The following is a 23,240-nucleotide window of genomic DNA, read 5'->3' as shown; positions in this document are numbered from 1 at the left end:
ATCGCGCGCTGGCCGCGACAACTCGAATCCTCAAGGAGCGCAGGGTGAGCATGCCTGATTTCGACATGGTGCTGTTTGGCGGCACTGGCGACCTGGCGCGGCGCAAGCTGCTGCCGTCCCTGTTCGATGCGCACCACGCGGGGCTGCTGCATCCGGCCGCACGCATCCTCGCCACCGGCAGCCAGCCGATGTCGAGCGCGGACTACATCGCCTCGCTGGAACAGACCGTGCGGCCCGCGCTGGCCCATGCGCCGCCTGAGTCATGGGACAGGTTCTGCGCACGCATCGTCTACGTGCAGGCCGATGCACGCGTGCCGGCGCATTTCGATGCGCTGGCCGAGCAGCTGCTGTCGCGCAAGCCCGAAGTGGTGGTGTGCTATCTGGCCACCGCGCCGCACCTGTTCGTGTCGATCTGCGAGCAGCTCGCGCGCACCGGCCTGAACACGCGCCACGCGCCCAATGTGCGCATCGTGCTGGAAAAGCCGCTGGGCCATGACCTGGAATCGAACGAGGCCATCAACTCGGCGGTGGCGAAATTCTTTGCCGAAGAGCAGATCTACCGCATCGACCATTACCTCGGCAAGGAGTCGGTGCAGAACCTGATGGCGATCCGCTTCGGCAACGCGCTGTTCGAGCCGCTGTGGCGCCGCGAGTGGGTGCAGGACGTGCAGATCACCATCGCCGAAGAACTGGGCGTGGAAACGCGCGGCGATTTCTACGACCGCACCGGCGCGCTGCGCGACATGGTGCAGAACCACCTGCTGCAGCTGCTGTGCATGGTGGCGATGGAGCCCCCCGCCAGCCTCAGCGAAGACGCCATTCGCGACGAGAAGATCAAGATCCTGAAGGCGCTCAGGCCGATCACGCCGCAGGACGTGGCCGAGAAGACCGTGCGCGGCCAGTACCGCTCCGGCGCGATCGGCGGCAAGCCGGTGCCGGGCTACCTCGAGGAAGAGGGCATCGCGCCGGACAGCCGTACCGAGACCTTTGTCGCGATCAAGGCCGAGATCGCCAACTGGCGCTGGGAAGGGGTGCCGTTCTACCTGCGCACCGGCAAGCGCATGCAGTCGCGCGTGGCCGAGATCGTGATCCACTTCCGCGACGTGCCGCACGCGATCTTCCCGCGGCCGCTGACGCAGTCGCCGCAGAACCGGCTGGTGATCCAGCTGCAGCCCGAGGAAAGCATCCGCCTGTACTGCCTGGTCAAGCAGCCCGGCGATACGCTGGAACTGACGCCCACCTCGCTCGACCTGGATTTCGCCAACTCGTTCAAGGTGCGCCGCGCCGGCGCCTATGAACGGCTGCTGCTGGACGTGATCCGCGGCCGGCTGGGTCTGTTCGTGCGCCGCGACGAGCAGGTGCAGGCGTGGCGCTGGGTCGAGCCCATCATCGACACCTGGGAAGCCAGCACCGTTCCGCCCAAGCCCTATACCGCCGGCACCTGGGGGCCCGCGGCATCGTCGGCGCTGATGTCGCGCGACGGCGGCCTGTGGCACGAGGAAGCCTGAGCCATCGGCTCGCACCACTGCAAAGGAAGCCGCCATGCGCCTGTTTGAACATCCCACGCCGATGGACCAGGCCGAGGCCCTGGCGATCTCGATCGGCAATGCGCTGGAGCTCGCCGTGCGCGTCAAGGGCTGGGCGGTGCTGGCCGTCTCCGGCGGGCGCTCGCCGGTGGCAATGTTCGAGCGGCTGCGCCACCGGCACGTGCGCTGGGACGCGGTGACCATCACGCTGGTCGACGAACGCGTGGTGCCGCCCGACCACGCCGACAGCAACGCCGCACTGGTGCGCGCCCACCTGCTGCGCGAGGCCGCGGCCAGTGCCGCCTTCGTGCCGCTGATTGCCGATGCACAGGACGCCGCCGCGCCGGCGCAGGCGGTGGCGCGCGCCAACGCCGCGTTCCGCCAGCCGGACGTGGTGGTGCTGGGCATGGGCGAGGACGGCCATACCGCCTCGCTGTTCCCGGATGCGCCCGAGTTGCAGAGCGCGCTGAGCGAGCCGCAGCCGGGCTACGCCATCACCCATCCGTCGGTGGCGCCGCATGCGCGCATCACCCTGAACCTGGCCGCGCTGCTGGCCGCCGAGCGCGTGTTCCTGGCCGTCTCCGGCGCGGCCAAGGCCGCGGTGCTGGAGCGCGCGCTGCAGGGCCCCACGCCGTCATTGCCGGTGAGCCTGGTGCTGTCGCGGCACCGGCACGGGTTTGACGTGTTCAAGACCTGACCGCCCACTTGCCCCACCCTTGCGCGAGGAACGAGATCCGCTGCCATGGCCACTACCGCATCCTTCTCCGCTGACTTCCCGCGCCTGCTCGGCGATGTAGGCGGCACCAACGTGCGCTTTGCGCTGGAGACCGCGCCCATGCGGATCGGGCCGGTGACGGCGCTGAAGGTGGCGGACTTCCCGTCGCTGGAGGCGGCGCTGCGCCAGTACCTCGACGGCCTCGCCGGGTCCGGCCAGCCCACGCCGCGCCACGCCGCGATCGGCCTGGCCAATCCGGTGACCGGCGACCAGGTCCGGCTGACCAACCACAACTGGACCTTCTCGATCGACGGCATGCGGCGCGCGCTGGGGCTGCAGACGCTGGTGGCGATCAATGACTTCACCGCGCTGGCGCTGGCCCTGCCGCACCTGCCCGCCGACGGCCTGGCGCAGGTGCGCGCCGGCACCGCGGTGCGCACCGCGCCGCTGGCGCTGGTCGGGCCCGGCACCGGCCTGGGCGTTTCCGGACTGGTGCCGGCGCCGGGCGGGCAGGCCGTGGCGCTGGCCGGCGAAGGCGGCCATATCGAGCTGATGCCCGACACCGACGATGAATGGATCGCCTGGCGCGCGGCGCATCGCAACGTCGGCCGGGTCTCGGCCGAGCGGCTGCTGAGCGGCAGCGGCCTGTCGCATATCCATGCCGCGCTGGCCGCAGAAACGGGTACGCTTTTGCTCGCGCCGCTGCAGCCGTCGCAGGTCACCGCGGGCGCGTTCGAGCGCAACGACCCGCTGTGCCAGCGCGCCATGGCGGTGTTCTTCGGGCTGTTGGGGTCGGTCGCGGCCGATATCGCGCTGGTGATCGGTGCGCGCGGTGGGGTTTATCTGGGCGGCGGCATCCTGCCGCGCTTCGTGCCGGCGCTGCGGGACTCGGTGTTCGCCGAGCGCTTTGTCGCCAAGGGCCGCATGCGCGGCTGGCTCGAGGCGGTGCCGGTCCATGTCATCACCGCCAGCCATCCGGCGTTGGCGGGGCTGGCGCAGGCGCTGGCCGAACGCCTCGGTGGCGCGGACGGGAACGGTTAGCCATGCGCGTGCTGCTGGTCGAAGACGACGCCATGATCGGCGAGAGCGTCAAGCTGGCGCTGCGCCAGGAAGGCTTTGCCGTCGATTGGGTGCGCGACGGCGACGCGGGCCTGGCCGCGGCCACCACCGTGCAGGACAACCAGGCCTGCTATGACCTGATCCTGCTCGACCTGGGACTGCCGCGCCGCCCCGGCCTGGAGGTGCTGCGCGCGCTGCGGGCGCGTGGCGTGCCTACGCCGGTGCTGATCCTGACCGCGCGCGACGCCGTCGCTGACCGTGTTGCAGGGCTCAATGCCGGCGCCGATGATTACCTGGTCAAGCCCTTCGACCTACAGGAACTGGCCGCGCGCATGCATGCGCTGGCACGCCGCGCCGCCGGGCGCGCCGAACCGCTGGTCAGCTACGGCGACATCGTGCTCAACCCCGCCACGCGCGAAGCCACCTGCCGCGGCGAACCGGTGCGGCTGTCGGCGCGCGAGTTCGCGCTGTTGTCCGCGCTGATGGCGCGCCCCGGCAAGGTGTGGTCGGTGCCGCAGCTGCAGGAGCGGCTCTATGGCTGGGACGACGAGGTCGGCAGCAATACCGTCGAGGTCTACATCCACGCGCTGCGCAAGAAGTTCGGCGCGGCGCTGATCCGCAATATTCGCGGCGTGGGCTACGTGGTGCCGCGCCTCGACAGCGAAGCGGCGGGCGATGGCGAGGAGGAGGGCAGCTGATGCGCTCGATCCAGCGAACGCTGCTGGCCTGGCTGGCGGCCGGCTTGATAGTCGGGATCGCCATCGCCACCGCGCTGATCTACGGGCAGGCGCGGCAGGAGGCCAACGCGCTGTTCGACTACCAGATGAAGCAGATGGCCGCGGCGCTGCCGAGCCAGTTCCCCAACCCGGTGGCACCGCCCTTTGTCGGCGCGCCCGGCGACCTCGCGCATGCCGACGAGGACGTGGTGATCCATATCTGGGATGGCTCCGGGCGCAGCCTTTACCTGTCGCACTCGCATCCGGCACTGCCCGCGCGCGCCGAGCTGGGGTTCTCCAACGTGACCACGCAGCAGGGCGAATGGCGTCTGTACAGCATGCAGCTGGGGCCGGCCGTGGTGCAGATCGCGCAGCCGATGAGCGCGCGGCGCACACTGGCCGCGCGCATGGCGCTGCGCACCGTGGCGCCGCTGCTGCTGTTGCTGCCGCTGCTGGGCTGGCTGGTGTGGATGGCGGTGGGCCGCGGCCTGCGGCCGCTGCGCGAGATTGCCACCGAGGTGCGTGCGCGCGACGCCAACACGCTCGCGCCGCTGGCGGTGCGCCCGATGCCCGACGAGATCGCGCCGCTGAGCGCGGCGCTGAACCAGCTGCTGGCGCGGCTCTCGCATGCCATCGACACCCAGCGCGCCTTCGTCGCCGATGCCGCGCACGCGCTGCGCACGCCGCTGACCGCGCTGCAGCTGCAGGCTCAACTGGTCGAACGGGCCGACGACGGCGCCGCGCGCGACGAAGCCATCGCCAAGCTGCGCCAGGGGCTGGAGCGGCTGACCCACCTGGTCACGCAACTGCTGACGCTGGCGCGGCAGGAACCGGGCGCGGCCGTGCCCCCGCACGAACCGGTGGAACTGCATCAACTGGCCGCCGCCGTGGTCGCCGAAATGGCCCAGGCCGCGCTCGATCGCGACATCGACCTGGGCCTGGACGGCAGCACCGACGCCAACCCCGCCGTGGTGCGCGGCGACGCCGATGCGTTGCGCATCCTGCTGACCAACCTGCTGGACAACGCGCTCGCCTACATCCCCGCTGGCGGCCGCATCGACGTGGCGGTGCGGCGCACCGCCGACGGCCGCAGCGTCGAACTGGTGGTCAGCGACAACGGACCCGGCATCCCCGCCGAAGAACGCGCGCGGGTGTTCGACCGCTTCTATCGCGTCGCCGATGCGCCGACCGGCGGCAGCGGGCTGGGGCTCGCCATCGTCGCCGAGATCGCGCAGTCGCATGGCGCGCGGGTGGTGCTGGAGGATGCCCGGCCGGGGTTGCGGGTCAGGGTGGTGTTTCCGGCTTAGCCTGCGTCGGCAAACATTGCGGCCTGCCCGTTGCGAAACTGGCTGAAGCGGGAGCGCAAATCCAGTTTGTCTTCTGCCTTGCGCAGGGCTTGCCAAAAGCGACACCCCATCGATCGCTACGCAGAAACGGGTACGCTTTGCGCCCGCAGGCCGGGAATGCGACGCGGTTGCGTGCGCTGGCTACGCAGTCAAATCAAGCGTTATCGCCTGCCCGAAGGCGCCGCGGCATGGCGTTGACTGGCCCCACCGCAGCACGCAGAAACGGGTACGCTTTTGCCGCGCAAACCCTCTGGCGCCATGCCGGCGCGACGCCATTGCGTATCATGCGTGTTCCTCTCCTCACTGGTGCAACGACAGCATGCGCGCGATCGGCAACTTCCTCTGGTTCATCCTTGGCGGCGTGGTGATGGGCCTGGCCTGGTGGCTGGCAGGGCTGCTGGCCTTTATCTCGATCATCGGCATTCCCTGGGGCAAGGCCTGCTTCGTGATCGGCAGCTTCACCTTCGTTCCGTTCGGCAAGCAGGCCATCAGCCGGCGCGAGCTGACCGGGCGCGACGATGTCGGCACCGGCGCGCTGGGGCTGGTGGGCAATGTGTTGTGGTTTGTCTTTGCCGGCGTGTGGCTGGCCATCGGGCACGTGATGGCGGCGGTGGCCAACTTCGTCACCATCATCGGCATCCCGTTCGCGATCCAGCACCTGAAGCTGGCCGGTATTGCGCTGGCGCCGATCGGACAGACCGTGGTCAGCAACGAGATGGCGGAGGCCGCGCGCCGCGACGGCGCCCGCGCGCAGGTGGACAACCTGCGCCGCTGAGCGCTCAGGCGTCCGCGTCGTCGTCGGGGCCTTCCGCGTCCTGCTGGCCGGCGTGCGCCACCAGCCGGTCGAGCAGGCTGCCCAGCAGTGCCTGCTCGTCTTCGCTCAGGCAACCGAAGATCTCCTCATTGCGCCGGGCGATCATGGCGATCGCCTGCCGGTACAGCGGCTTGCCCTGCGGGGTCAGCGACAGCACCACGCCGCGCCCGTCGGCCGCGCTGGCTTCCTTGCTGACCAGCCCGCGTGCCACCAGCGCCTGTGCCGAGCGGCTGGCCTGGCCCTTGGTCAGGTTGGCGCGCTGCGCCAGGGCGTTGACCGACAGCGGCGCGAAGGCGCCGATCGCCGCCAGGCAACGCCCCTCGCTGAGCAGCAGCCCGCATTGCTCCAGGTAGGCGGCGGCGCTGTCCTTGTCGCTGAGCTTGTTGACCTGGTGCAGGCGGTAGGTCAGGAACTGTTCGAGGCGTGGCAGTGGCTTCATGGTGTTTCCGATTCGGGCGTCGGCATTGTAGAGCCCCCGGGCCCCTCTTGCCGGCTTCGGGCCTCGGCCTCGTCGATCAGCGCCAGCACCGGCGCCAGCGCTTGCTGGCGGCTCATCAGGCCGAGGCACACCATCGCCAGCAGCAGCGGCGCACGCGCTTCGCCGGTGCGGCCCATGGCTTCGCACAGTCGGGTATAGGCCTGGTCGAGGTCTTCAGCTTGCATGGCGGGCTCCGGTTTGCAGCAGGGGGGCGAGGGTGGCGCGCACGGCGTCCCATGACGGTTCGCGCCAGCGTGCCAGCACATAGCCATCGGGACGAATGAGATACAGCGTGCCTGGGTTGGCACCATAGCGGGGGTGGGCCTGGCCATCGACGTCGGCCAGCGCGGTGGCGCCGGCCGGGGCGCCGGTGACCACCTGGTGCGCTTGCACGGCTTGCGGATGTTCCTGCGCGAGCGCGGCCAGCGGCTCCGGCAGCGCCGATCGATCGGCGGCATGCCCGAACCAGAGCAGCGTGAAGCGCTGCCCGAAGCATTGCGTCAGATGCCGGATGCCGTCCGGGCCGTCCACGCGGAGTTCCGGCGCGGGCACGCCCGGTGCCGCGCCCGGGCAGTCGTCGCCGAAGTCGCTGGGGCCGTTCAGCGCCGAATCGACATAGGCAACCGGTGCCGACTGCCGCGGATTGATCAGCGAACGCACCGCCGGCTCGGATGGCGCCAGCCGCAGCGTGGCTTCGCGCATCAGCTTGAAGGCGAAGTCGGGCGGCGCCATGAACTCAGTGCTCTTGGCGCCGTAGGCAAGGTTCTGGCGCGTGGCGTGCAGGCGTTCGGCGGAGTAGGTATCGAGCAGGCTGTCGCCGGCCTGGCCACGCAGCACCCAGGCCAGCTTCCACGCCAGGTTGCCGGCATCGTCCAGCCCCGAATTGAGCCCGCGCACGCCAAAAATCGGGACCAGGTGCGCGGCATCGCCGGCGAACAGGACACGGCCGTGGCGGTAATCCTGCAGCGTCAGGCACTTGGCGTTGTACATCGAGATCCACAGCGGCCGCCACGGCTCTGTCTCGCCGATCATGTCGAGGTGGCTCTGCACGCGCGGCAGCACGTTCTCCGGCCTGACCGCCTCGTCCGGGTCTTCGTCGTCGCGGATCTGGTAGTCGATGCGCCAGACGTCGTCGGGCTGCCGGTGCATCAGCAGGGTCGAGCCCGGGTTGGAGGGCGGGTCGAACCAGGCCAGCCGCTCGACCGCGCGCCGCGTCTTCTGCACGATATCGACGATCACGTAGCGGCCCTCGTACTGTGTCCCTTCCATGCGCAGGCCCAGTTGCTCGCGTACCGTGCTGCGTCCGCCGTCGCAAGCCACCAGCCATTGCGCATCGACCTGTACCGCGCCAGCGCCGGTCTCGATCTCGGCGACCACGCCGCCGGCGTGCTGGCGCAGCGTCCGCAGGCGCGCGGCGAAGCGCACCTCGGCAGGCGACGCGCCGCGCAGCGCGGCATCGTGCGCGAAGGCCTCCAAGTAGTACTGCTGGATATTGACCATCGGCGCAAAGCGCTCGCCCGGCTCGCTCGGCATCTGGAAGTGCAGCACTTGCGTGTCGCGGTAGTAGCTGCGCCCGCCGACCCAGGGCAGGCCGGTTTCGACCGTGGCCCGGTCGGCGCCCGCCCAGCCCAGGATTTCCAGCGAGCGCCGTGCCATGCAGATCGCGCGGCTGCCGGCGCAGTAGCCGTCGTCGGCTTCCACCACCAGCGTGGCAATGCCCTGGCGCGCCAGCAGTGCGGCCAGCGTCAGGCCGACCGGGCCGCCGCCGGCGATCAGGACCGGGATGCGCTGCGGCCAGGGACGGGACGAATCGGGCGGCGGTGCGGGCGGCACCGGCAGGTGAGGAGCATGGAGGTCTGGCATGACGGGCGAGGGTCTGTGCGGGATGGTTGTGGGCGCAACTATATCTGCAATATAGTTGCGTGCGAAACTAGTGTAAACCCCTCCGGCAAACGCCGGCACTGCGGTAGCGCAAACTAGCAGCATCCGCCGCGCACCTCCCCCTGTGCTTCGCCTATGCTTCGCAACAGGCACACTGTTCCGCTGAAGGGGCCCGCGCCATGCCCGTCCTGCCCTCCGACGCCGCGCCCCGCGTGGCCTGGCTGCCCTCGCCGGGCAGCTGGCAATACCACCTGATGCTGGGCGCGGCCGGCATGCTGGTGCTGGGGCCGCTGGGTGGCGTCGCCGCGGCGTACATGAATTTCTCGCTGGGGTTCTTTGTTGGCGGACAGGTGCTGGCGGGCATCCTGGGCTCGGTGGTGACGGCCGGCTATGGCGCGTCCGGCCGCCATGGCGCCAACTACATCCAGACCGCGGCGGCGTCGGTGGCGGGCATGGGCGGCATGGCGGTGGTGCTGCAGGCGATGGCGTGGCTGGGCATGGCGCAGCCGCCGCTGTGGCAGCTGGTGCTGTACCTGCTGTGCATCGGCATGTTCGGGGTAGGCGTGGGCATGCTGTACACGCCGCTGCTGGTGGACCGCATGCAGCTGACCTTTCCGTCGGGGCTGGCGGTGGCCAACATCCTGCGCGCGCTGACCGATCCGGCACTGTTGCGGCGCTCGGTGGCGCGCCTCGGCGGCGGCATGGCGCTGGGCCTGGCCAGCGGGGTGGGGGCCGGGCGCGTGCCGTGGCTGGCCGCGCTGGACCTGTCGGCGGCCACCTTCGGCGCCGGCATGATCGTCGGCGCGCGCGTGGGCGTTGCCGCGCTGGTGGGCGGGCTGGCCGGCTGGGCCATGACCCCGTGGTTTATCGACGCCGGCTGGCTGGCGCCGGGCGAGCCGTACCGCAAGGCCACGTTCCTGGTGGCGCTGGGCATGATCATGGGCGCGGCCGTGGTCGACCTGGCGCAGCTGCTGGTGCAGGCGTGCCGGCGCTGGCGGGCACGGCACCATCGGCAACCGGACGCGCGGCGGCGCGGGCCGGGCATGGGCTGGGTGGCGGCCTGGGCGCTGCTGTGGGGTGTGGCCACGGTGGCGGCGGGTGTGACGTGGTTCGGGCAGCCGCTGGCCTTCCAGCTGATCGCCGTGCTGCTGGCGCTGGTGTTCGCGCTGGTCAACGGCATCTCGGTCGGCATGGTCGACCAGAACCCGATTTCATCGGCGTTCGTGCTGTCGGTGATCCTGATGGCAGCCACCGGCCTGCGCGCGCCGCAGGTCGGCCTGATCGCCGCCACGGTGCTGCTGGTGGCCACCGCCGAAGCCAGCGACATGCAGCAGGACCGCTCCACCGGCTGGCGCCTGGGCAGCGACCGCATGGTGCAGTTCGGCTACCAGGTGGCGGGCATCGTGGTCGGCGCCCTGGTCGCGGTGGCGATGGCGCGGCTGTTCCTGCAGGCCTATCCGGTGCTGGCGCTGGACCAGACCAGCCTGCCGGCCGACCAGCAGCCGGCGCGCTGGACCTCGGCCATGACCTACAAGATCGTGGGCGTGCTCCATGGCCTGTCGCAGGACCGTGCCGGCCAGTACCTGGCGGTCGGGGCGGGCTTGGGGATCGGGCTGGCCACGGCGCTGTTGCGCCGCGCCATCCTCGGCCATCCTGCGTGGCAGCGCTTTGCGCGTTCCGGGCGAGGCGGGCAGGCGGCGGATTTCGTGCTGGATGCGGTGATCCTGCCTTCGCCCTATGCGTCGTCGTTCGGCGGCTTCGTCAACCTGGCGGCGGCGGCATGGATGGCCGCGGGCGGCGTGCTGGCCAGCGTGGGAGCCGCGCTCGGTACCGCCGGGGCGCGCCGGCAAGGCTTGCCGCGCGACATGAACACCGCGTCGCTGCTGGGCGGGGGGCTGATTGCGGGCGATGCGCTGGCGGCACTGGGCATCGGCATGGCCGGCCTGCTGTCTGTCACCTGAGGGTCCGGGGCGGCCGATTGTCAAATTTCGCTGACGCTTCTGTCCAAGATCCAATGGATTGTCAAATCGCGCCACCGGCGTACCATAGGCGGCCACACTGACGTACTGGCTTGACCCGGAGAATCACCATGGCCCTAGACCAAGAATCCTTTGCCCTGCTGCGCGCCTCGGTGCAGCGCTTCATCGACGAACGCCTGAAGCCCGCCGAAGACACGCTGGAGGAAACCGACGACGTGCCCGCCGAGATCGTCGCCGACATGAAGGAGATGGGGCTGTTCGGCATCTCAATCCCCGAGAACTACGGCGGCATCGGCCTGTCGATGTCGCAGGAATGCGATGTGGTCTATGACCTCGGCCATACCGCGTTCGCGTTCCGCTCGGTCTTCGGCACCAACGTCGGCATCGGTTCGCAGGGCATCCTGATGGATGGCACCGAGGAACAGAAGCAGCAGTACCTGCCGCGCATCGCCAGCGGCGAGATGATCATCTCGTTCGCGCTGACCGAGCCCAACGCCGGCTCCGATGCGGCCTCGCTGCAGACCAAAGCGGAGCTGGACGGGGACCACTACGTCATCAACGGCACCAAGCGCTTCATCACCAACGCGCCGCGCGCGGGCGCGTTCACGCTGATGGCGCGCACCGGCGGCCCGGGCGCCGCGGGCATCTCGTCCTTCATCGTGCCGGCCGACACCCCGGGCATCTCGCTGGGCAAGCCCGACAAGAAGATGGGCCAGCGCGGCACCAAGACCTGCGACGTGGTGCTCGAGAACGTGCGCGTGCCGGCCGCCAACATCATCGGCGGCGTGCCGGGGGTGGGCTTCAAGACCGCCATGAAGGTGCTGGACCGCGGCCGTCTGCACCTGTCGGCGCTGGCCTGCGGCATGGCGCACCGGCTGATCACCGACGCTGTGGCGTATGCCAAGGAGCGCAAGCAGTTCGGCCGCCCGATCGGCGACTTCCAGCTCATCCAGGCGATGCTGGCCGACAGCCAGGCCGAGCTCTACGCGGGCCTGTCGATGGTGCGCGACTGCGCCCAGCGCTACGACGCCAAGCCTGCCGGCAAGAGCGATCCGGAAGTCAGCATGCTGGCTTCGTGCACCAAGATGTTCTGTACCGAGATGGTGGGCCGCGTCGCCGACCGCGCGGTGCAGATCCACGGCGGTGCCGGCTATATCGCCGAATACAAGGCCGAACGCTTCTATCGCGATGTGCGCCTGCTGCGCCTGTACGAGGGCACCACGCAGATCCAGCAGATGATCATCGCCAAGCACCTGCTGCGCGACTGACCCCAACGGCCCCCGTGGCAGGAGTCGACATGGACACGATGCAATACCGCGGGCGCGACGGCGCGCCGCACCGGCTGCGCGCGGTGGTGGCGACCTATCGCCCCACGCTGCAGGCGTACACGCTGGCGGTGTCGCCGGCCGAGCTGATGGCGCTCTGCGCGCTGCCGGCACAGATGGCGGCCAGCGTCGGCGCCGCCCCGGACCCGCGCGTGCAGGCGCACCTGGCGCGGTTGCGTACCAAGGTGCAGGGCAGCGGCATTGCCTTGCCCGGCGCCATCGTGGTGGCGGTCAGCGGCGGCCGCATGCAGTGCGAGTGTGACCACCTGTTCACGCTTACGCTGCAGCCGCGCCATGGCGACCGCCTGATCGTGATCGACGGCTACGAGCGCCTGCTGGCGCTGGCGCATGGCGAGCGCCGCCAGTGCAAGACACTGGTGTCGGCGGTGCTGTGGCGCACCGCGCTGGAGGCTGCCGCGGCGGCACCGGCCGACGATGCCGCCAACGACATCATCGACGCGCCGGTGGCGCAGTCATGCGCGGCGCGCTGGGCCAACGCGACACGGGTCTGGCATTGATCCGCGTGCCTGGCGTAGCCGGCGTGACCGGCGCAACGTAACGGAAGCCGCCTGCAGGGCGGCTTCTTTATTTTCTGGTGAACGCAGGCGCGCTCAGGTTGCTCGGGCCGCTTATTGCGGCCACACGCCATCGACCTCGCGCAGCAGGTGGCCGGCGAGAATATAGTCCCCGAGCCGCGTGGCCTTGGCTTCGAGGTCGAGCAGTTCATGGTCCGCCAGCGTGCCGAGATCGAACTGGCAATAGAGATTGCGTTGACGGAATGTGGCCTTGGGTTTGGCCAGCCCTTCGATCAGGGCTTCGCGGGAACGGACGGCGATGCTTTCTTGTCCGCGATATTGCACCTTGATACCGCGCTTTTCTCCGAGCCTGCCGAGTTCGACGGCGTCCTGCCATCCGGTCTCGTAGTCCAGCTCAAGCGCCAGCACGCCTTCCGAGGCCAGAAGCCTGAGCGCTTCTGCCTTGCTGCCAGCTCGCACGATTGACATCCACACCTCTTGTATCGACTTATACTGTACGAATATACAGTCAACCCGGGGTCGGGGCAAGGGCCTGGCGCCTCGTTGCACGCGCCGCGGATGACCCCACGCCGGGCGAGTATGGTTGCCGATGTATGTCAGGGCCATGTCAGAGGCTTGCGGGCGGCGTATCGCCGGCGGGCGAGCCGCTTGCAGTGTCGGCGGGCGTGCCGGCTGCCTGGCCAGTTGCAGCGCCCTGCGCCGCCGCGCCCGCGAAGTCGCCGGCATAGGCGCGTGACAGCGTGCCCGGCTGCATATAGCGGCGGATGGCGGCGTTGACCGCTTCAGGCGTGGCGTCGCGCAGTCGTTGCTCGAGTTGCGCCGTGAAGGCCATGGTGCGTCCCAGGTAGAGCTGGCTGGCCAGCGCGCCGGCCAGTGCGGCGTCGTTGCTGCGACTGACCATGCCCTGCTGCAGCAGGCCGCTGACGGCCTCGGCCAGTTCCTGCGTGGTAATGCCGTCGCGCACCAGCCGCTCGAGTTCCTCGCTGACTGCGCGCTGCACCCGCGCCAGGCTCTGCGGCGCATATTGCGCGCGCACGCCGAAGCGGCCGGCGCGGTCGAGCGCGCCCACCTGCACCCAGCTGCTGGCGCCATAGCTCATGCCTTCACGCTGGCGCAGCCGGTCCGCCAGCCGGCTGCGCAGGCTGGCGCCGCCCAGCACGCGGTTGGCAATCATCATCAGCGCATAGTCGGGCGCATCGTTGGTCAGGTCGACTGGGGCGGTGGCCAGGTACACGGCGTTGGCCTTGCCGGGAGTGGCCAGCGTGAACTCGGCCGGCGGGATCGGCACGAACGGACGATCGACGCGCGCATACGGCTGCGGCGCGGTCCAGTCGCCAAACAACGTGGCCGCCTGCGCCGCGGCAGCCGTGCCATCGAAATCGCCGACCAGGCTCAGCTGCGCGTGCCCCGTGCCATAGAAGCGGGCATGGAAGTCGCGCACTTGCGCCAGCGTGGCCGCGCGCAAGTCGGCAATATTCTCGGCGATGGTGCGCGCATGGCGCGGGTCGCCGGCGGGGTAGGGGTCGCCGTGCCGGCTCAGCGCATTGGCGGCCAGCACGCCGGGTTCGCGCTGCACGCTTTCAAGCTCGGCGATGCTGGTCTGGCGCAGGGTCTCGAATTCGGCCTCGGGAAAGGTCGGCGCGCGCAGCAGGTCGCGCAACAGCGACAGAAGCTCCGGCAGGTGCGCACGGCGCGTCTCGAAACTGACCGTCACCTGTTCGGAGCCGCCCGCGATGCCGACGCGCGCGCGCAGGGCCTCGATACGGTCGGCGATCTGCTGGCGGTCCATGCCGGCGCTGCCGCGGCGAAGCATCGCGGCGGTGAGCGCGCCTACCGTGGTCAGCCCCTGCAGGCTCTGCGCGTCGCCCATGCGCAGCACCAGCACGCCGTGCACCACTTCCCCGCGCGCGGGCTTGGGCAGCAGCGCCATCTGCATGCCGTTGGCGAGCGTGTGGCGCGTGGTATGGGCCTCGATGTTGGCGGGACTGGGATCGAATGCCGCCACCGCGGCCAGCGCCGGCCGGCCCTGGTAGCCCTTGACCATGGCCGCGATGTCGGGCACCGCCGGCACTTGCGCGCGCTGCGGCTGCTCGGCCGGAAGGAACACGCCCAGCGTGCGGTTCGAGGCCTGGAAGTAGTTCAGCGCCACGCGCTGCACGTCGGCCAGCGTGGTGGTCTCGATGCGGTCGCGCGCCAGGAAGAACAGGCGCCAGTCGCCCTTGGCGATGGCTTCGGAAAGAGCAATCCCGAGCGCGCCGGGGTCGTTCATGTACTGCTCGTAGGCGTTGCGCATGCGCACGCGCGCGCGCTCCAGCTCGGCCTCGGTCACGGGCGCTTCGGCAAAGCCCTCGATCTGCGTGATCAGGCCGGCGCGCACGGCCGCGAGCGGCTGGTCTTTCGAAGCCTGCGCCATGAACAGCAGGGCGCCGGGGTCCTTCATCGCATAGAACGCGCTGCCGATCGACGCGGCCTGGCCGCGCTCTACCAGCGCCTTGTACAGCCGGCCGCCGGGAGTGTCGCCCAGGATGATGGTCAGCAGCGACAGCGCGGTGGTGTCGGGGTGCGCGCCGGGGCTGACATGGTATTGCGCAGCCACCAGGCGGGTGTCGCCGGGGCGCATCACTACCAGTTCGCGCGCGCCTTCCTGTGCGGGCTCGACGGTGGGCTCCGGCGGCAGCACGCGCTGCGGGCGCGGAATCGGCCCGAAATAGCGCTCGATGCGGGCCAGCGTGGCGGCGGGATCGAACTTGCCCGCCACCACCAGCACCGCGTTGTCGGGCTGGTAATAGCGGCGGTAGAACGCGCGCAGGTTGTCGAGGCTGACGTTTTCCACGTCGCTGCGCGCGCCGATCGGGGCCTTGCCGTAGTTGTGCCAGCGATAGGCGGCGGCCATGGTCTGCTGCATCAGCATGCGCCCGGGGCTGTTTTCGCCCATCTCCATCTCGTTGCGGACCACCGTCATCTCGCTGTCGAGGTCGGCGCGCGCGATCACGCTGTTCACCATGCGGTCGGCCTCCATGCGCAGGGCCCAGTCGAGGTTGTCATCGCTGGCGGTGAAGGTCTCGAAGTAGTTGGTACGGTCCTGTGCGGTGGTGCCGTTGACGCTCATGCCGCGCCGCGCGAACTCGCCCGGGATGGTCTTGCCCGGCAGCGACGGCGTGCCCTTGAACAGCAGGTGCTCGAGCAGGTGGGCCATGCCGGTCTCGCCGTAGTTTTCGTGGCGGCTGCCGACCAGGTAGGTGATGTTGACGGTGGTGGTGGGCTTGGCGGCATCGGGTGCCAGCACGATGCGCAGGCCATTGGGCAGGCGGTGTTCGGTAATGCCTTCGACCGACGCCACCTGCACCGCCTGCACTGCCTGTACCGGCGCTGCCGAAGGCTGCGCCAGCGCCGGCGGGCAGGCCAGCGTGGCAAGCAGTGACAGGTGCAGGGCGGTGCGGCGCATGGGGTCTCCGATGAAAGATAAGGGCAGGGCAACTGTGCCCCAACCGATCCCCGCGCGCCAGAGGGAAATGTCCGAAACCAGCGGATGTGCGCCGGCATCTGGCGGTAGCATGCCGTCATGAACCTCGATCCCGATACCTGCTACAAGGCCGTGGCCTCGCACGACCGCCGCTTCGACGGACGCTTCTTCGTGGGCGTCTCGTCGACCGGCGTGTATTGCCGCCCCGTGTGCGCGGTACGCACCCCCAAGCGCGAGAACTGCTCGTTCTATGAAAGCGCCGCCGCGGCCGAGAAGCATGGCTTCCGCCCGTGCCTGCGCTGCCGTCCGGAGCTGGCGCCGGGGCACGGCCTGGCTGATATTTCCGGCCGGCTGGCGCAGGCTGCCGCGACGCTGATCGACGAAGGCTTCATGGCCGACGGCAGCGTCGCCGCGCTGGCGGCGCGCATCGGCGTGACCGAGCGCCACCTGCGGCGGCTGTTCGACGCGCAGTTCGGCGTGTCGGTGCTGGAGTACGCGCAGACCCAGCGGCTGCTGCTGGCCAAGCGGCTGCTGGCCGATACCGCGCTGCCGGTCACGGACGTGGCGCTGGCGGCGGGCTTCGGCAGCGTGCGCCGCTTCAACGATGTGCTGAAGACCCGCTACGGCCTGACGCCGCTGGCGCTGCGCCGGCGTGCCGCCGAGGGTGTGGCCGACCGGCTGGTGTTCGAGCTCGGCTACCGGCCGCCCTTTGCCTGGGACGCATGGCTGCGCTTCCTGGCCACGCGCGCGGTCGACGGCATCGAAGCCATCCGCGATGGTGCCTATCTTCGCACCTTGCGCGTCGAAGCCGGTGGCAGTGCGCACCTCGGCTGGGTCCGCATCGAACATGTGCCGCGCCGGTTGGTGCTGCGCGTGACGCTGTCGGCCTCGCTGGCGCGCGTGATTCCGCAAGCGCTGGGCAAGGTGCGGCGGCTGTGCGACCTGGGCTGCCGCCCCGACGTGGTGGATCGGCACCTGGGCGAACTGGCCCAGGCGATGCCGGGCGTGCGCCTGCCCGGCTGTGTCGACGGCTTCGAGATCGCGGTGCGCGCCGTGGTCGGGCAGGTGATTTCGGTGGTGCAGGCGCGGCGCACCCTGGCCGCGCTGGCGCAGCGCGCCGGGCAGGCGCTGGACGGCGCGCCGCCGGACGGTCTGCGCTATACCTTCCCGACCGCGGCCGTGCTGGCGGCATTGCCCGAGGCTGCGCTGCGCGAGGCGGGGGTGTCGCCGGGCAAGGCCCGCACGCTGCAGGCGCTGTCCTGCCGTGTGGCGGACGGCACGCTGGTGCTCGACCCGCATGCGGCGCCGGAGCAGGCGGTGGCGGCGCTGCGCGAGATCGACGGCATCGGCGACTGGACCGCGCAGTATGTCGCCATGCGCGCGCTGGGCTGGCCCGATGCCTTCCCCGGCACCGACTATGCGCTGCGCAAGGTGCTGGGCGTCAGCACCGTGCGCGCGATGCATGAACGCACTGCGCAATGGGCGCCGTGGCGGGCCTACGCCGCGATCCACCTTTGGCACCGCTATGAAACGATGAAGGACACGCCGCCGGCCGCGGCGCAACCGGAGACCCTCCCATGACCAGCTATCGCCATATCGACAGCCCGCTGGGCACCGTGCTGCTGCGTGCGCGTGATGGGCACCTGACCGGCCTCTTCTTCGCGGGGCAGAAGTACCATCCCGCCGGCATTGCCGACAGCCGCGACGTGCCTGCGGCCGATGCCGCGGTGCTGGACCGCGCCGCCGTCGAGCTGGCTGAGTATTTCGCCGGCCGCCGCGACACCTTTACCGTTCCGGTGCGCTTTGCCGGCAGCCCGTTCCAGCAGCGCGTGTGGCAGGCGCTGCTGGAGATCCCGTGCGGCGCCACCGCTTCCTACGGCGAACTGGCGCGCACGCTCGGGCTGCCGCCCACGCATGCGCGTGCGGTAGGTGGCGCGGTCGGCCGCAACCCGCTGTCGGTGATCGTGCCCTGCCATCGCGTGCTGGGCAGCGCCGGCGCGCTGACCGGCTATGCCGGCGGCATCGAGCGCAAGCGCGCCCTGCTGCGGCGCGAGGGCATCGCCGCCACCACGGGCTGAGGCCCGCCGCGCAGCGATGGCACGCCTGTTCATCGCGGTGGAAGTGCCGCCCGCACAGGCGGTGGGGCTGTTGTCGACGCTGCCTGCCGCACCCGGCGTGCGCGCCGCGACACCCGCGCAAGTCCACCTGACCCTGCACTTCCTCGGCGAAGACCTGGGCGAGGCAGCACAGGCCGCCGAAAAGCTCGGTGCCGCGCTCGCGGCGCTGCGCACCCCCGCGTTCACGCTGCAGGCGTATGGCACCGGGCGCTTCCGCAGCGGCCCGGGGTCGGTGCTGTGGGCCGGTCTCGCGCCCGGTCCCGGGCTGGACGCGCTGCGCGCCTTGCACGCCGAGGTGGGGCAGGCACTGGCGGACGCCGCCGGCTTCCCGCCGGAGCGGCGGCGCTTCCATCCTCACGTGACCCTGGCTCGCTGCAAGCCAACTGTGCCCGAAAGCGCGCTGCGCGCGTGGCTCGATGCGCACCGCACGCTGGCCAGCGTGCCGTGGCGCGTCGCGCGGCTGGTGCTGTTCGAAAGCCGGCTCGGACCGCAGGGGCCGCAACACCTGCTGCGCCAAACCTGGCCGCTGGCGGCGCCGGACCCTACGCCAGGTTGCTGAAGCCCAGCGCCACGCCTAGTCCGCACAGGGCCGAGCCGATGGCGCGGTCGAGCAATCGCTGGCGCCGCAGCATGGCCGCGCGCAGCGCCGGCGCGGTGAACACCCACGCCACCACGCTGAACCACGCCAGGTGCGCCACCGACATGAACCCGCCATAGGCCCACTGCACCGGAACCGGGGTGTGGGCATCCACCACCTGGGTGTAAGTGCTGACGACGAACAGCGTGGTCTTGGGGTTCAACGCATTGGTCAGGAAGCCCATGCGCAACGCCGCCAGCGGGGCCAGCGCGCGGTCGCCGTGCAGGTCGACCGCCAGCGCGTCTCGCTTGCGCAGCGTCTGCAGGCCAATCCAGATCAGATAGACGGCGCCCAGCGCCTTTACCACCGTCAGCACGCCATGCGCGTGCGCCATCAGCAGCGAAACCCCGAACATCGTATAGAGCACATGCACCTGCACGCCCAGGCCGATGCCGAGTGCACTGAGCAAGCCGGCGCGGCGGCCGTACAGGTAGCTGTTGCGGGTGACCATGGCGAAGTCCGGGCCGGGACTGATCACGGCCAGCACGGTCACCGTGGCGACCGCCAGGGATTCGGCGAGAGGGGGCATGTTGCGTCAGGATATGTTGTGGTTTCGGGCCGATCCCGAGTCGCGGGGACCAAAGCGTACCCAATTCTGCGTGCCGGGATGCGCACCCACAACCGATATATACTCGCGCGATTCCGTGAGAAAAACTGACCGATGCACTGGCTGGGATGGATCCGATTCTTCGAGGCCGCGGCGCGCCACGAGAGCTTTGCCCGCGCGGCGGAGGAGCTGCACCTGACGCATGGCGCGGTCAGCCGGCAGATCCGCCAGCTCGAGGACACGCTTGGCGTGGCGCTGTTCGAGCGGCGCAACCGCGGCGTTTTCCTGACCGAGGCGGGGCGCTCGCTGTTTGCGGCGGCGACGCAATCGATGGAGGGGCTGGCCGCCGCCGCCGCGCGCATCCGCACGCAACCGACGGGGCGGGCCCTGGTGCTGTCGTGCGAGCCGACCATCGCCATGCGCTGGCTGATCCCGCGGCTGCCGCGCTTTGCCGCGCGCCATCCCGACATTCCGCTGCACCTGATGGCGGCGGGCGGGCCGATCGACTTTACGCGCATCGGCGCCGACCTGGCGCTGCGGCGCAACGACTTTGCCTTCGATGCGCGCTGGCATGCGCGCGAGGTGGTGCAGGAACGCGTGGGTCCGGTGTGCCGGCCTCAGGCCGCCGAAGGTGCCGCGGTGGCGCCGGTGCGGTTGCACACGCGCACGCGGCCCGAGGCCTGGCAGCGCTGGCAGGCGGCGTGTCCCGATGACGCGGGCCGCCTGCGCCTGGACGGTGACGCCTGGTACGAGCACTTCTATCTGAGCCTGCAGGCCGCGGCGGCGGGCCTGGGCTGGGCCATGGCTTCGCAGCTGATGGCTGCCGACGAGATCGCCGACGGCCGGCTGGCCGCGCCGTTCGGCTTTGCTGCCGACGGCTCGGCCTACCACCTGCTGTCGCCCGCGCCGTTCGAGCACGACGCGCGCCGGCTGGCCCTGCTGGCATGGCTGCGCGAAGCGGCGCAGGCCACGGTGGCGCCGCCGCCGCACGCCTGAAAGCCGCGCCAAGGCTACCCCCCGGAAGTCTGTCCTTAAGTTCTGCCACAGATTTGCCGAAGTGAGATCATCGGTCTTGCCGGCCAATGGTGCAGGCGCTTAACATGCGGCGCGCGGCCGGCAGGCCGGTGCCGCCGACGGGCTCCCGGCTGGTCCGCGGCTGTGCCATAGCCGTCGCTCCCAGCCCCTCCAGATGTTGCGTGAACCTATGAACCAGCACGACGCCCCCGGGCCCGCCGATCCCGACGCCGAAGCCGACCCGGCGGACGACCGCTATCGCCTGACCCACAACTCGCAGATCGGCACGGTGCTGCGCGACCTGGCGTGGCAGAAGTGCATGCTGAGCGTGCGCACCCGCACCGCGCACCAGTTCGTCACGTCGATCCTGCATGTCGATCCGGTCAACCGCACCTTCGTGTTCGACTGGTGCAATGCCGAGCCCGAACGGATGTCGCTGATGACCTCCGAAGAGAACGCGTTCTCCGGGCTGCTGCGCGGCGTGCCGGTCAACTTCGTGGTGGGCCAGCCGGCGGCCACGCGCTATGAAGACGGCCCCGCCTTCGTCGTCGGATTTCCGGAAAAGCTCTATCACTTCCAGCGCCGCCGCCATTTCCGCGCGCGCACGCTGGTGACCAAGGGCTACCGCTGCGAGATGCCGATGCCGGACAAGACCGTGCTGGGCCTCGATATCGCCGACCTGTCGCTGTCCGGCGTGGGGCTGCGCTCCAAGACCGTCACCGCCGATCACCTGCCGGTTGGGACCACGGTGGCGAAGTGCCGGCTGGACTTCCGCGAGCTGGGCAAGCTGGAGGTGGACATGCAGGTGGTCGGCCACTGGCTGGTGGGCCACGACGACAGCGCCATCCACCACTTCGGCTGCGCCTTCGTCAATCCGGACGGGCGCATGGAGAACTTCCTGCAGCGGCTGGTGTTCGCGCTCGAACTGGCGCACCGCGGCTGACGCCGCCTCGGACCCGGCGCGCTCCCCCTCCGCGCCCGGGCCGGTTTACGCTACATTGCCCGCCAGTTCGCATGACACGAGAGGCGCACGGCAATGGTCCACAGCGATCCGGCTCCGGCCGGCGGCAAGCAGTTTTCGGCTGACTACCTGGTCATCGGCGCCGGCATTGCCGGGGCCTCGGTGGCGTACTGGCTGGCGCGCGCGGGCAGCGTGATCGTGCTCGAGCGCGAGGCGCAGCCGGGCTACCACGCCACCGGCCGTTCGGCCGCGCTCTACCTGGAAAGCTACGGCACGCCGCAGGTGCGCGGCCTGACTATGGCAAGCCGCGCCTTCCTCGATGCCCCGCCCGCGGGGTTTGCCGACCATCCCGTGCTGTCGCCGCGCGGCGCCATGATGCTGGCGCGCCCGGGCGAACAGGACCAGCTCGATGCGCACTGGCAGGTGCTGGCCGGCATGGGCGCACGGGCACAGCGGCTGGACCAGGCCGGCGCGTGCGCGCTGGTGCCGGTGCTGCGGCCGGAACTGGTGCTGGGCGCGGTGCTGGAACCCGATGCCGCCGACATGGATGTGCATGCCTTGCACCAGGGCTACCTGCGCGGCGTGCGCCATCACGGCGGCGTGATTGCCTGCGGCGCCGAGGCCGGGGCGATCGAGCGGCGCGACGGCCTGTGGCACGTCCATGCCGGCGCCGACATCTACCGCGCGCCGGTGCTGGTCAACGCGGCGGGCGCGTGGTGCGACGTGGTGGCGGCGCGCGCGGGCGTGGCGCCGGTGGGCCTGCAGCCGTGCCGGCGTTCGGCCTTCGTCTTTGCCCCGCCCGACGGGATCGATGTTTCGCGCTGGCCGATGTTCTACGGCTTCGACGAGACCTGGTACATCAAGCCCGATGCCGGCATGCTGCTCGGCTCCCCGGCCAATGCCGACCCGGTGCCGCCGCACGACGTGCAGCCCGAGGAACTGGATATCGCCATGGGCATCCACCAGATCGAGGCCGCGACCACGCTGACGATCCGCCGCCCCGCACGCACCTGGGCCGGCTTGCGCTCGTTCGTCGCCGACGGCGACCTGGTGGGCGGGTTCGATCCCGACGCGGAAGGTTTCTTCTGGGTGGCCGCGCAAGGCGGCTATGGCATCCAGACCTCGGCAGCGATGGGCGAGGCCTGCGCCGCGCTGGCGCAGGGCCGGCCGCTGCCGGCGCATATCGCCGACCATGGCGTGACTGCGGCCATGCTCAGTCCCGCGCGGCTGCGCGCACACGCGGGCCGGTAACCCGGCTGCCGGCCAGCGGCAGGATCAGGAGCCGATCATCCGGCCGATCGCCGCGGCGGCCTCCCGCATCGGCGCCAGCAGCCGCGTGATCATGTCCGCTTCGGAGACGCGCGCGGCGCGCACGCTTACGCTCAGCCCCGCCAGCACGATGCCGGAGGCCGAGCGCACCGGCACGGCCATGGCGCGCAGGCCCGGCTCCAGCTCTTCATCGACGATCACATAGTCCACTTCGCGGGCGCGCTCGAAGCAGGCTTCCAGTTCCTGCCGCGAGACCTTGGTCTGCAGCGTGCGCGGGCGCAGCTCGGCATGCTCGAAGAAGCCGTCCAGCACCGTGGCGGGCTGGTGCGCCAGCAGCAGCCGGCCGTTCGAGGTGCAGTAGGCCGGCAGGCGGCTGCCCATGCCGAGCGAATAGTTCAGCACGCGCTGCACTTCGGAGCGCACCAGGTACAGGATGTCGGTGCCGTCCAGGATCGCCAGCGTGCAGGTCTCGTGGATGCGCGCGCTCAGGTTGTCCAGGATCGGCTGCGCCAGCGACACCAGCGAAGTCGACGAGAAATACGCGTGCCCCAAGTGCAGCACGCGCGGGCGCAGCGCGAACTGTCCGTCCTGTTGGCTGACATAGCCGAGCTGCTCCAGCGTATACAGGCAGCGCCGCACCGACGCGCGCGAGAGCTGAGTCCGCTGTGCCACCTGGGAGATCGTGAGCGGGCGCTTGCGCTCGGAAAACGCTTCCAGCACGGTCAGGCCGCGCGCCAGCGACAGCATGAAATTGGGATCGCCGGCAAAGCTGGCGAGCAGGTCGGCCTGGGGCCGGGCAACGCGGACGGTGTCGGCCTGGGCATGGCCAAGACCGATGGGGCGGAGGACATCCATGG

At 70.4% G+C, this 23,240-nt stretch carries 22 protein-coding genes; 15 read left to right on the top strand and 7 right to left on the bottom strand.

The window, feature by feature from the left end; all coding sequences use genetic code 11:
- The first annotated feature begins 50 nt into the window (after positions 1-50).
- The 6 genes from zwf (at position 51) to ACEI37_RS05815 (ending at position 6,137) form a co-directional block, all read left to right on the top strand.
- On the top strand, positions 51-1,508 hold the full coding sequence (gene zwf / locus ACEI37_RS05840) for a glucose-6-phosphate dehydrogenase (protein WP_373375847.1): 1,458 nt from the start codon (positions 51-53) through the stop codon (positions 1,506-1,508).
- A gap of 34 nt (positions 1,509-1,542) precedes the next feature.
- The gene (pgl, locus tag ACEI37_RS05835) at positions 1,543-2,223 is read left to right on the top strand and encodes a 6-phosphogluconolactonase (RefSeq protein WP_373375846.1); all 681 of its coding nucleotides are present in this window, start codon (positions 1,543-1,545) and stop codon (positions 2,221-2,223) included.
- Positions 2,224-2,268: 45 nt separating this feature from the next.
- A complete protein-coding gene (gene glk, locus ACEI37_RS05830; RefSeq protein ID WP_373375845.1) occupies positions 2,269-3,282 on the top strand; it encodes a glucokinase in 1,014 nt (337 codons plus the stop codon).
- A 2-nt stretch (positions 3,283-3,284) separates the two neighbouring features.
- Entirely contained in the window at positions 3,285-3,998 is a 714-nt protein-coding gene (locus ACEI37_RS05825) for a response regulator (RefSeq protein ID WP_373375844.1), read from the top strand.
- Positions 3,998-5,323 carry a sensor histidine kinase gene (locus tag ACEI37_RS05820; RefSeq protein WP_373375843.1) on the top strand — a complete coding sequence of 442 codons (1,326 nt, stop codon included), beginning with the start codon at positions 3,998-4,000 and terminating at the stop codon, positions 5,321-5,323. Before ACEI37_RS05825 ends, ACEI37_RS05820 begins: the two co-directional genes overlap by 1 nt.
- A gap of 358 nt (positions 5,324-5,681) precedes the next feature.
- Positions 5,682-6,137, top strand: a complete 456-nt coding sequence (locus tag ACEI37_RS05815; RefSeq protein ID WP_373375842.1) for a YccF domain-containing protein — start codon at positions 5,682-5,684, stop codon at positions 6,135-6,137.
- Positions 6,138-6,141: 4 nt separating this feature from the next.
- On the opposite strand, the gene ACEI37_RS05810 is transcribed toward ACEI37_RS05815, so the two are convergent.
- The 3 genes from ACEI37_RS05810 to ACEI37_RS05800 are packed head-to-tail and all read right to left on the bottom strand — an operon-like array spanning position 6,142 to position 8,517.
- Positions 6,142-6,615, bottom strand: a complete 474-nt coding sequence (locus ACEI37_RS05810; protein WP_373375841.1) for a MarR family winged helix-turn-helix transcriptional regulator — start codon at positions 6,613-6,615, stop codon at positions 6,142-6,144.
- The gene (locus ACEI37_RS05805) at positions 6,612-6,839 is read right to left on the bottom strand and encodes a hypothetical protein (RefSeq protein WP_373375840.1); all 228 of its coding nucleotides are present in this window, start codon (positions 6,837-6,839) and stop codon (positions 6,612-6,614) included. Before ACEI37_RS05805 ends, ACEI37_RS05810 begins: the two co-directional genes overlap by 4 nt.
- Positions 6,829-8,517, bottom strand: coding sequence for an FAD-dependent oxidoreductase (locus ACEI37_RS05800; protein ID WP_373375839.1), 1,689 nt, complete (start codon positions 8,515-8,517; stop codon positions 6,829-6,831). Before ACEI37_RS05800 ends, ACEI37_RS05805 begins: the two co-directional genes overlap by 11 nt.
- Positions 8,518-8,714: 197 nt before the next feature.
- On the opposite strand from ACEI37_RS05800, the gene ACEI37_RS05795 reads away from it, so the two are divergent.
- The 3 genes from ACEI37_RS05795 (at position 8,715) to ACEI37_RS05785 (ending at position 12,357) form a co-directional block, all read left to right on the top strand.
- A complete protein-coding gene (locus tag ACEI37_RS05795; protein WP_373375838.1) occupies positions 8,715-10,496 on the top strand; it encodes an OPT/YSL family transporter in 1,782 nt (593 codons plus the stop codon).
- 128 nt (positions 10,497-10,624) lie between these two features.
- Entirely contained in the window at positions 10,625-11,782 is a 1,158-nt protein-coding gene (locus tag ACEI37_RS05790; protein WP_373375837.1) for an acyl-CoA dehydrogenase family protein, read from the top strand.
- A gap of 29 nt (positions 11,783-11,811) precedes the next feature.
- Entirely contained in the window at positions 11,812-12,357 is a 546-nt protein-coding gene (locus tag ACEI37_RS05785; protein ID WP_373375836.1) for a hypothetical protein, read from the top strand.
- 111 nt (positions 12,358-12,468) lie between these two features.
- Here the strand turns inward: ACEI37_RS05785 and ACEI37_RS05780 are convergent, their stop codons facing one another.
- Positions 12,469-12,843 (bottom strand): hypothetical protein, encoded by a 375-nt coding sequence (locus ACEI37_RS05780; RefSeq protein ID WP_012357073.1) that lies wholly within the window; start codon positions 12,841-12,843, stop codon positions 12,469-12,471.
- 139 nt (positions 12,844-12,982) lie between these two features.
- Positions 12,983-15,820 carry a M16 family metallopeptidase gene (locus tag ACEI37_RS05775; RefSeq protein ID WP_373375835.1) on the bottom strand — a complete coding sequence of 946 codons (2,838 nt, stop codon included), beginning with the start codon at positions 15,818-15,820 and terminating at the stop codon, positions 12,983-12,985.
- 117 nt (positions 15,821-15,937) lie between these two features.
- Here ACEI37_RS05775 and ACEI37_RS05770 point away from each other — a divergent pair, with 117 nt between their 5' ends.
- From ACEI37_RS05770 to thpR, 3 genes are read left to right on the top strand one after another with little or no spacing between them, the layout of a single operon-like run.
- Positions 15,938-17,419, top strand: a complete 1,482-nt coding sequence (locus tag ACEI37_RS05770) for an AlkA N-terminal domain-containing protein (protein WP_373375834.1) — start codon at positions 15,938-15,940, stop codon at positions 17,417-17,419.
- Positions 17,416-17,916: a methylated-DNA--[protein]-cysteine S-methyltransferase gene (locus ACEI37_RS05765; RefSeq protein ID WP_373375833.1), complete on the top strand. Its 501-nt coding sequence runs from the start codon at positions 17,416-17,418 to the stop codon at positions 17,914-17,916. The genes ACEI37_RS05770 and ACEI37_RS05765 overlap by 4 nt, the downstream gene beginning before the upstream one ends.
- A 16-nt stretch (positions 17,917-17,932) precedes the next feature.
- Positions 17,933-18,514 carry an RNA 2',3'-cyclic phosphodiesterase gene (gene thpR, locus ACEI37_RS05760; protein WP_373375832.1) on the top strand — a complete coding sequence of 194 codons (582 nt, stop codon included), beginning with the start codon at positions 17,933-17,935 and terminating at the stop codon, positions 18,512-18,514.
- Here the strand turns inward: thpR and ACEI37_RS05755 are convergent.
- Positions 18,498-19,121 (bottom strand): LysE family translocator, encoded by a 624-nt coding sequence (locus ACEI37_RS05755; protein WP_373375831.1) that lies wholly within the window; start codon positions 19,119-19,121, stop codon positions 18,498-18,500. The genes thpR and ACEI37_RS05755 overlap by 17 nt on opposite strands.
- A 132-nt stretch (positions 19,122-19,253) precedes the next feature.
- Here ACEI37_RS05755 and ACEI37_RS05750 point away from each other — a divergent pair, with 132 nt between their 5' ends.
- The 3 genes from ACEI37_RS05750 (at position 19,254) to ACEI37_RS05740 (ending at position 22,365) form a co-directional block, all read left to right on the top strand.
- Positions 19,254-20,135, top strand: a complete 882-nt coding sequence (locus tag ACEI37_RS05750) for a LysR family transcriptional regulator (RefSeq protein ID WP_373375830.1) — start codon at positions 19,254-19,256, stop codon at positions 20,133-20,135.
- Between the two features lie 208 nt (positions 20,136-20,343).
- On the top strand, positions 20,344-21,096 hold the full coding sequence (locus ACEI37_RS05745; RefSeq protein ID WP_373375829.1) for a flagellar brake protein: 753 nt from the start codon (positions 20,344-20,346) through the stop codon (positions 21,094-21,096).
- Positions 21,097-21,189: 93 nt separating this feature from the next.
- Positions 21,190-22,365: an NAD(P)/FAD-dependent oxidoreductase gene (locus tag ACEI37_RS05740; RefSeq protein ID WP_373375828.1), complete on the top strand. Its 1,176-nt coding sequence runs from the start codon at positions 21,190-21,192 to the stop codon at positions 22,363-22,365.
- 24 nt (positions 22,366-22,389) lie between these two features.
- Here the strand turns inward: ACEI37_RS05740 and ACEI37_RS05735 are convergent, their stop codons facing one another.
- Positions 22,390-23,238, bottom strand: a complete 849-nt coding sequence (locus tag ACEI37_RS05735; protein WP_062803923.1) for an IclR family transcriptional regulator C-terminal domain-containing protein — start codon at positions 23,236-23,238, stop codon at positions 22,390-22,392.
- Positions 23,239-23,240 lie beyond the last annotated feature (2 nt).

Source organism: Cupriavidus nantongensis (assembly GCF_041726985.1).
GTDB lineage: Bacteria > Pseudomonadota > Gammaproteobacteria > Burkholderiales > Burkholderiaceae > Cupriavidus > Cupriavidus nantongensis_A.
This window is presented reverse-complemented; position numbering and strand designations above follow the sequence as displayed.

Coding starts and splice junctions, on each gene's coding strand:
- zwf (WP_373375847.1), top strand. CDS start 51: ATGCCTGATTTCGACATGGTGCTGTTTGGCGGCACTGGCGACCTGGCG.
- pgl (WP_373375846.1), top strand. CDS start 1,543: ATGCGCCTGTTTGAACATCCCACGCCGATGGACCAGGCCGAGGCCCTG.
- glk (WP_373375845.1), top strand. CDS start 2,269: ATGGCCACTACCGCATCCTTCTCCGCTGACTTCCCGCGCCTGCTCGGC.
- ACEI37_RS05825 (WP_373375844.1), top strand. CDS start 3,285: ATGCGCGTGCTGCTGGTCGAAGACGACGCCATGATCGGCGAGAGCGTC.
- ACEI37_RS05820 (WP_373375843.1), top strand. CDS start 3,998: ATGCGCTCGATCCAGCGAACGCTGCTGGCCTGGCTGGCGGCCGGCTTG.
- ACEI37_RS05815 (WP_373375842.1), top strand. CDS start 5,682: ATGCGCGCGATCGGCAACTTCCTCTGGTTCATCCTTGGCGGCGTGGTG.
- ACEI37_RS05810 (WP_373375841.1), bottom strand. CDS start 6,615: ATGAAGCCACTGCCACGCCTCGAACAGTTCCTGACCTACCGCCTGCAC.
- ACEI37_RS05805 (WP_373375840.1), bottom strand. CDS start 6,839: ATGCAAGCTGAAGACCTCGACCAGGCCTATACCCGACTGTGCGAAGCC.
- ACEI37_RS05800 (WP_373375839.1), bottom strand. CDS start 8,517: ATGCCAGACCTCCATGCTCCTCACCTGCCGGTGCCGCCCGCACCGCCG.
- ACEI37_RS05795 (WP_373375838.1), top strand. CDS start 8,715: ATGCCCGTCCTGCCCTCCGACGCCGCGCCCCGCGTGGCCTGGCTGCCC.
- ACEI37_RS05790 (WP_373375837.1), top strand. CDS start 10,625: ATGGCCCTAGACCAAGAATCCTTTGCCCTGCTGCGCGCCTCGGTGCAG.
- ACEI37_RS05785 (WP_373375836.1), top strand. CDS start 11,812: ATGGACACGATGCAATACCGCGGGCGCGACGGCGCGCCGCACCGGCTG.
- ACEI37_RS05780 (WP_012357073.1), bottom strand. CDS start 12,843: ATGTCAATCGTGCGAGCTGGCAGCAAGGCAGAAGCGCTCAGGCTTCTG.
- ACEI37_RS05775 (WP_373375835.1), bottom strand. CDS start 15,820: ATGCGCCGCACCGCCCTGCACCTGTCACTGCTTGCCACGCTGGCCTGC.
- ACEI37_RS05770 (WP_373375834.1), top strand. CDS start 15,938: ATGAACCTCGATCCCGATACCTGCTACAAGGCCGTGGCCTCGCACGAC.
- ACEI37_RS05765 (WP_373375833.1), top strand. CDS start 17,416: ATGACCAGCTATCGCCATATCGACAGCCCGCTGGGCACCGTGCTGCTG.
- thpR (WP_373375832.1), top strand. CDS start 17,933: ATGGCACGCCTGTTCATCGCGGTGGAAGTGCCGCCCGCACAGGCGGTG.
- ACEI37_RS05755 (WP_373375831.1), bottom strand. CDS start 19,121: ATGCCCCCTCTCGCCGAATCCCTGGCGGTCGCCACGGTGACCGTGCTG.
- ACEI37_RS05750 (WP_373375830.1), top strand. CDS start 19,254: ATGCACTGGCTGGGATGGATCCGATTCTTCGAGGCCGCGGCGCGCCAC.
- ACEI37_RS05745 (WP_373375829.1), top strand. CDS start 20,344: ATGAACCAGCACGACGCCCCCGGGCCCGCCGATCCCGACGCCGAAGCC.
- ACEI37_RS05740 (WP_373375828.1), top strand. CDS start 21,190: ATGGTCCACAGCGATCCGGCTCCGGCCGGCGGCAAGCAGTTTTCGGCT.
- ACEI37_RS05735 (WP_062803923.1), bottom strand. CDS start 23,238: ATGGATGTCCTCCGCCCCATCGGTCTTGGCCATGCCCAGGCCGACACC.